Source organism: Accumulibacter sp., from assembly GCF_016789985.1.
In the GTDB taxonomy this organism is placed as follows: Bacteria; Pseudomonadota; Gammaproteobacteria; order Burkholderiales; family Rhodocyclaceae; genus Accumulibacter.
This window is the reverse complement of sequence record NZ_JAEUOL010000012.1, coordinates 1-4,205: the sequence shown is the minus strand read 5'-3', so window position 1 is coordinate 4,205 and position 4,205 is coordinate 1. Positions and strand designations below refer to the sequence as shown.

At 60.3% G+C, this 4,205-nt stretch carries 5 protein-coding genes; 3 read left to right on the top strand and 2 right to left on the bottom strand.

Annotated elements, in window-relative coordinates:
- Window positions 1-311 precede the first annotated feature (311 nt).
- The 3 genes from JNK99_RS00785 to JNK99_RS00775 are packed head-to-tail and all read left to right on the top strand — an operon-like array spanning window position 312 to window position 2,118.
- Window positions 312-740 carry a DUF971 domain-containing protein gene (locus JNK99_RS00785; RefSeq protein ID WP_291847211.1) on the top strand — a complete coding sequence of 143 codons (429 nt, stop codon included), beginning with the start codon at window positions 312-314 and terminating at the stop codon, window positions 738-740.
- 30 nt (window positions 741-770) lie between these two features.
- Window positions 771-1,511: a bifunctional demethylmenaquinone methyltransferase/2-methoxy-6-polyprenyl-1,4-benzoquinol methylase UbiE gene (gene ubiE / locus JNK99_RS00780; RefSeq protein ID WP_291847208.1), complete on the top strand. Its 741-nt coding sequence runs from the start codon at window positions 771-773 to the stop codon at window positions 1,509-1,511.
- Between the two features lie 13 nt (window positions 1,512-1,524).
- Window positions 1,525-2,118, top strand: coding sequence for a hypothetical protein (locus tag JNK99_RS00775; protein WP_291847205.1), 594 nt, complete (start codon window positions 1,525-1,527; stop codon window positions 2,116-2,118).
- An 85-nt stretch (window positions 2,119-2,203) separates the two neighbouring features.
- Here the strand turns inward: JNK99_RS00775 and JNK99_RS00770 are convergent, their stop codons facing one another.
- Window positions 2,204-2,626 carry a F0F1 ATP synthase subunit epsilon gene (locus tag JNK99_RS00770; protein ID WP_291847204.1) on the bottom strand — a complete coding sequence of 141 codons (423 nt, stop codon included), beginning with the start codon at window positions 2,624-2,626 and terminating at the stop codon, window positions 2,204-2,206.
- Between the two features lie 69 nt (window positions 2,627-2,695).
- On the bottom strand, window positions 2,696-4,096 hold the full coding sequence (atpD, locus tag JNK99_RS00765; RefSeq protein ID WP_291847201.1) for a F0F1 ATP synthase subunit beta: 1,401 nt from the start codon (window positions 4,094-4,096) through the stop codon (window positions 2,696-2,698).
- Window positions 4,097-4,205 lie beyond the last annotated feature (109 nt).

Below are 4,205 nucleotides of genomic sequence, written 5' to 3'. Positions count from 1 at the left end.
CTTCCTGCTGCCCGCTCTCCCGGCGATGGGTTCCGCACCGACGCTAGTCATTCCGAAGGGCTGGTTCCGGCCTGAACGTCTGCTGGAGGTGTACAACGAGGGCCTCGTGCGGGTGAGGCTGCAGCACGTGGCCAGCGATGGCCCCGACTTCGAGCGAGTGACCTTCGTAACGCTTTGAACCGATATCGCTCGCCGTCCAGGCGCCGAAGAGGTGGGACAGTCACCCACTCGTTGGTGGGGGGAGCAGTGGCAAGGCCAATGTAGCCGGTTTTGCGCTATGATGTCGCGTCGCACTGATTGCCGAGGCAAGAATGGCTGGCCTGGACGAGCACACGAAAGTCCCTACCGAGATCAAACTTCACCAGAAGTCTCGCCTCATCGAGCTGAACTTCGAGGACGGCGAGTGCTTCGAGTTGAGCTATGAGTTCCTGCGTGTCTTCACACCGTCCGCCGAGGCGCGTGGACATGGGCCAGGACAGGAGGTGTTACAGGTCGGCAAGCGCGGGGTGGGCATCGAACGTGTCGAGGCGGTCGGCAACTATGCCATCAGGCCTGTTTTCACGGACGGCCACGATAGCGGATTGTACTCATGGGACCTGCTCTACAATCTGGGCCGCAACCGTGACCAACTTTGGCAGGCTTACCTCGACCGCCTGCAGCGGGCGGGAGCCAGCCGCGATCCCGGCGACGCTCCTGCACTGACCCCAGCCAAGGCCTCGGGCGGCTGCGGTAAACACTGATCCTCGCGACGTAGCGCTGCATACGAGTCGATGAGCGACAAGAATAGAACCCACTTCGGCTTTCGGGAAGTTGCCGAGGAAGAGAAGGCACGGCATGTCGCCGACGTTTTCGATTCCGTGGCGCAGCGCTACGACCTGATGAATGATCTGATGTCAGGCGGCCTGCACCGTCTCTGGAAGGCGTTCACCATCGCCAAGAGTGGCGTACGATCCGGCTGGCGGGTGCTCGACGTGGCCGGCGGCACCGGTGACCTGGCTCTGGCTTTTGCCAGGAAACTGGGTGCCGAGGGCCAGGTGTGGCTGACCGACATCAACCACGCCATGCTGACCCGCGGTCGTGATCGGCTGGCGGACAAGGGCTTCATTGTCCCGGTGGCGCAGTGTGATGCGGAAAGACTGCCCTTCCCGGACGATTGCTTCGATTGCGTGACCGTCGCCTTCGGCCTGCGCAACATGACCCACAAGGAACTGGCTCTGGGCGAGATGCGACGCGTGCTCAGGCCGGGTGGTCGCCTGCTGGTGCTCGAGTTTTCTCAGGTCTGGAAGCCGTTGACCCCGGTTTATGATTTCTACTCGTTCAAGGTCATTCCCCGTCTTGGTCAGATCATCACACACGACGAGGCGAGCTATCGCTATCTTGCCGAATCGATCCGCGTGCACCCGGACCAGGAAGGGCTGAAGACTCTGATGGAGAAGGCCGGGCTGGAGCAGGTCGACTACTTCAATCTCGCGTTTGGTGTCGTAGCGCTGCACCGTGGCTTCAAGTTTTGATTGACGATTGGACATGTTCCCCCGACTGGTGCTCGCTTTCCTCAATCATGTGCTGGCGAGCGATGATTGGGCGCGCGGCCGTCTGATCGGCTTTGCCGGCAAGACCGCGGGCCTGCACTGGGGCGAACGGCTGCTCTTGCTGCTCACGATCAGCGAACAAGGTCTCCTGGAAATCGCGGGCAAAGGCACGACAGAGACAGTCGGCATACGACTTCCCGATGACGCGCCGGTTCGCCTGATGACTGACCGGGAATCCCTGTTCTCTGGGACGACGATTTCCGGATCGGCAGATCTGGCCGAGACGTTCGGACTGGTGTTTCGCAATCTGCGCTGGGATGTCGAAGACGATATGGCGCGGCTCGTGGGGGATATCGCCGCCCGCCGTGGGCTGCAGTTGACCCGGCAGCTCGCATACTGGCAGTTGCTGGCTGTCAGCAAGCTGGCGCTCGGTCTGACCGAGTACCTCACCGAAGAGAGTGCAGCGATCGCTCATCGCCGCGATGTCGAACGCTTCTGCTCGGAGGTGGATATCGTGCGCGACGATCTGGCGCGCTTCGAGAAACGGCTGGAGAAAGCCGCAGCGGCCCAGAAGAAGCGAGCGGCGTAGGCGTATAAAAAACCTCAACCAAAAAACGAAGGGCAGCCCCCTGGGGGCTGCCCTTCGTTTTCGCAGGCCGCGACGACCGCTTCCGCTAGTGCCGGTTGCGCAGTTTCTTGATCGCCTGTAGTTGCGCCACTGCCTGAGCCAACTCCGCCTCTGCGGTCGCCAGATTGATATCCGAAGTGCGATCCCGCAGCGCTTCCTCGGCACGACGCTTGGCTTCCGTGGCCTTGGCTTCGTCGAGGTCGTGCGCACGGATGGCGGTATCGGCAAGCACGGTGATCAATGCCGGCTGCACCTCCAGCATGCCGCCCGAAACGTAAACCAGCTCATACTCTTCACGATCCGGCACTTTCAGACGGACGGTACCCGGCTTGATGCGTGTCAACAGCGGCGTATGCCGTGGGTAGATACCCAGCTCGCCTGCCTCACCGGGAAAGACCGCGAAGTCCGTTTCGCCCGAAAAGATCAGCTCCTCGGCACTGACGACGTCAACATGTACTCTGATTGCCATGGTTCTTCCCTTGCTGGGTCATATCCTCCAGCCCGGAGGGCGAGAAGATACGACGTTCCCTGATCACGCTTAGAGTGTCTTGGCCTTCTCGAACACTTCCTCGATACCGCCAACCATGTAGAATGCCTGCTCGGGAATGTTGTCGCACTCGCCTTCAACGATCATCTTGAAGCCCTTGATGGTGTCCTTGAGTGGCACGAACTTGCCCGGCGACCCAGTGAAGACTTCTGCAACGTGGAACGGTTGCGACAGGAAACGCTGGATCTTGCGTGCGCGATAAACTGCCAGTTTGTCTTCCGGCGACAGTTCGTCCATACCGAGAATGGCAATGATGTCACGCAATTCCTTGTATTTCTGCAGAGTCATCTGGACGGCACGGGCAACCGAATAGTGCTCCTCGCCAACCACCTGTGGGTCGAGCTGGCGCGACGTCGAATCAAGCGGGTCGACGGCCGGGTAGATACCCAGCGAAGCGATGTCACGCGACAACACCACGGTTGAATCGAGGTGAAGGAAGGTCGTTGCCGGAGACGGGTCGGTCAGGTCGTCGGCCGGCACATAAACGGCCTGAATCGAGGTGATCGAGCCCACCTTGGTCGAAGTGATGCGCTCCTGCAGGCGACCCATTTCCTCGGCCAGTGTCGGCTGGTAGCCAACGGCGGACGGCATCCGGCCGAGCAGCGCCGAAACCTCGGTACCGGCAAGCGTGTAGCGATAGATGTTGTCGACGAAGAAGAGGATGTCGCGACCGTCATCACGAAAACGCTCGGCCATGGTCAGACCGGTGAGCGCGACGCGCAGCCGGTTGCCTGGCGGCTCGTTCATCTGACCGAAAACCATTGCCACCTTGTCGAGAACGTTCGATTCCTTCATCTCGTGATAGAAATCGTTACCTTCGCGTGTCCGCTCGCCAACCCCTGCGAAGACCGAAAGTCCGGAGCGCTGCTTGGCAATGTTGTTGATCAACTCCATCATGTTCACGGTCTTGCCAACCCCAGCACCACCGAACAGACCGACTTTGCCGCCCTTGGCGAAGGGGCAGACGAGGTCGATAACCTTGATCCCGGTCTCCAACAGATCGACCGAAGGCGACAGTTCGTCAAATTTCGGCGCGAGCTGGTGAATCTCGCGCCGCTCGTCGGTAGCGATTGGCCCGGCCTCATCGATCGGCCGGCCAAGAACGTTCATGATACGGCCGATGGTCGCGTTACCTACTGGAACGGAGATGCCGGCGCCGGTGTTGTTGACCTTCATGCCGCGGCGCAGCCCGTCCGAAGATCCCATGGCGATCGTGCGCACGATACCATCGCCCAACTGCTGCTGCACTTCGAACATCAATTCGGCTTCGCACATGTCCGACTCTTCAGCCTTGTCAAGCTGCAGGGCGTCGTAGATCCTGGGCATGGCGTCACGCGGGAACTGGATATCCACCACGGCGCCGATACACTGAACAATGTTTCCTTGACTCATCGTCGTATCCCTAATCAATAAACTAATTATCGCGTGGTCAGACAGCCGCTGCGCCGCCGACGATCTCCGAAAGCTCTTTGGTAATCGCTGCCTGGCGAGCCTTGTTGTA

Excerpts from the sequence above, each read along its gene's own strand:
- atpD (WP_291847201.1), bottom strand. The coding sequence starts at position 4,096 with ATGAGTCAAGGAAACATTGTTCAGTGTATCGGCGCCGTGGTGGATATC.
- JNK99_RS00775 (WP_291847205.1), top strand. The coding sequence starts at position 1,525 with ATGTTCCCCCGACTGGTGCTCGCTTTCCTCAATCATGTGCTGGCGAGC.
- ubiE (WP_291847208.1), top strand. The coding sequence starts at position 771 with ATGAGCGACAAGAATAGAACCCACTTCGGCTTTCGGGAAGTTGCCGAG.
- JNK99_RS00770 (WP_291847204.1), bottom strand. The coding sequence starts at position 2,626 with ATGGCAATCAGAGTACATGTTGACGTCGTCAGTGCCGAGGAGCTGATC.
- JNK99_RS00785 (WP_291847211.1), top strand. The coding sequence starts at position 312 with ATGGCTGGCCTGGACGAGCACACGAAAGTCCCTACCGAGATCAAACTT.